The 1,798-nt window shown below is 64.6% G+C and carries 1 protein-coding gene and 1 pseudogene; both read left to right on the top strand.

Features of this window, described 5'->3' with window-relative positions:
- Nucleotides 1-38 precede the first annotated feature (38 nt).
- Complete coding sequence (gene trhP / locus L995_RS11685) at nt 39-1,427, top strand: prephenate-dependent tRNA uridine(34) hydroxylase TrhP (protein WP_047471852.1); 1,389 nt, start codon at nt 39-41, stop codon at nt 1,425-1,427.
- A gap of 112 nt (nt 1,428-1,539) precedes the next feature.
- A pseudogene (locus L995_RS11690) lies at nt 1,540-1,798 on the top strand (plasmid replication/partition related protein); the annotation flags it as partial.

Below are 1,798 nucleotides of genomic sequence, written 5' to 3' on the forward strand. Positions count from 1 at the left end.
GCTCGCCTGAGCCTTAGCGAACCATGTTGGAAAGCGCTATGCAGGACAATACGGGGATCATGACCCTCAAAGCCCCCGAACTGCTGCTGCCGGCCGGCTCGCTCGACAAGATGCGCGCGGCCTACGACTTTGGCGCCGACGCCATCTACGCCGGGCAACCCCGCTACAGCCTGCGCGCACGCAACAACGAATTCCGCCTCGAACAGATCGCCCAGGGCATCTCCGAGGCGCATGCGCGGGGCAAGAAATTCTTCGTCACCAGCAACCTGATCGCCCACAACGACAAGGTGCGCACCTATATCCGCGACATCGAGCCCGTGATCGAGTGCAAGCCCGACGCGCTGATCATGGCCGACCCCGGCCTGATCATGATGGTCAAGGAAAAGTGGCCCGAGACCGAGGTCCATCTCTCGGTGCAGGCCAACACCACCAACTGGGCCACGGTGAAGTTCTGGCAGAAGGCCGGCGTCTCGCGCATCATCCTGTCGCGCGAGCTGTCGCTGGACGAGATCGAGAAGATCCGCCAGGAATGCCCGGACATGGAGATCGAGGTCTTCGTGCACGGCGCGCTGTGCATCGCCTACTCGGGCCGCTGCCTGCTGTCGGGCTACTTCAACCGGCGCGATCCCAACCAGGGCACCTGCACCAATGCCTGCCGCTGGGACTACAAGACGCATGACGCGGCGGTGGACCCCAATACCGGCGAGGCCCTGGCCCAGACCATGGAGCAGGACTTCAGCTTCGAGAAGGCCCGCGAGGAGGCCGACAGCCAGTTCACCAGCACCTGCGGCGACGGCGCGCGCCACCCCAAGGCCGAGCAGGTCTACCTGCTGGAGGAAAAGGGCCGCCCCGGCGAGCTGATGCCCATCATGGAAGACGAGCACGGCACCTACATCATGAACTCCAAGGACCTGCGCGCCGTGGAGCATGTGGAGCGCCTGGTGAAGATCGGCGTGGACTCGCTCAAGATCGAGGGCCGCACCAAGAGCCTGTACTACGTGGCCCGCACGGCCCAGGTCTACCGCCGCGCCATCGACGATGCCGTGGCCAGCCGCCCCTTCAACCCCCACCTAATCACCGAACTCGAAGGCCTGGCCAACCGTGGTTACACGGGCGGCCTGCTGGAGCGCCGTCCCTCGCAGGACTACCAGAACTACGAGACCGGCCACTCGGTGCTGCAGCGCAGCCACTTCGTGGGCGAAGTGCGCAGCTATGCCGACGGCATGGCGGAGGTGGAGACCAAGAACCGCTTCTCGGTGGGCGACACGCTGGAGATCATCCACCCCCAGGGCAACCGCCAGGTGCTGCTGGAGAAGATGTTCAACCTCGACGGCGAGCCCGTGCAGGTGGCCCAGGGCAACCCGGTGCGCGTGCGCATCCCCCTGGAAGGCCCGGCTGAAGGCGCGCTGATCTCGCGCCTGCTCTGAGGGCGGGCTTCGCCCCTGCTTCCAGTTTTTCTTCTTGGCGGCCGTCCAGGTCCATTGCCGCAATGGCCTGGAGCGGGCGCCTTTTTCTTTCATTCCTCATTTCTGCACTGCCATGGACATCGTCGTCAACGAAGAACTCAAGGCCTACATCGACCCGCTGACCCCCGATGAACTCGACGCGCTGGAGCGCAGCATCCTGGCCGAGGGCTGCCGCGATGCGCTCGTGCTCTGGAACGACCTGCTCATCGACGGCCACAACCGCTACGCCATCTGCCAAAAGCACGGCCTGCCCTTCAACACCATCCAGGCCACGCAGTTCAAGAACATGGATGACGTGCACCTGTGGATGATCGACCAGCACCTGGACGCGG

Source organism: Delftia sp. ZNC0008 (assembly GCF_000799035.1).
Taxonomy (GTDB): Bacteria; Pseudomonadota; Gammaproteobacteria; order Burkholderiales; family Burkholderiaceae_C; genus Comamonas; species Comamonas tsuruhatensis.

Excerpts from the sequence above, each read along its gene's own strand:
- trhP (WP_047471852.1), top strand. The coding sequence starts at position 39 with ATGCAGGACAATACGGGGATCATGACCCTCAAAGCCCCCGAACTGCTG.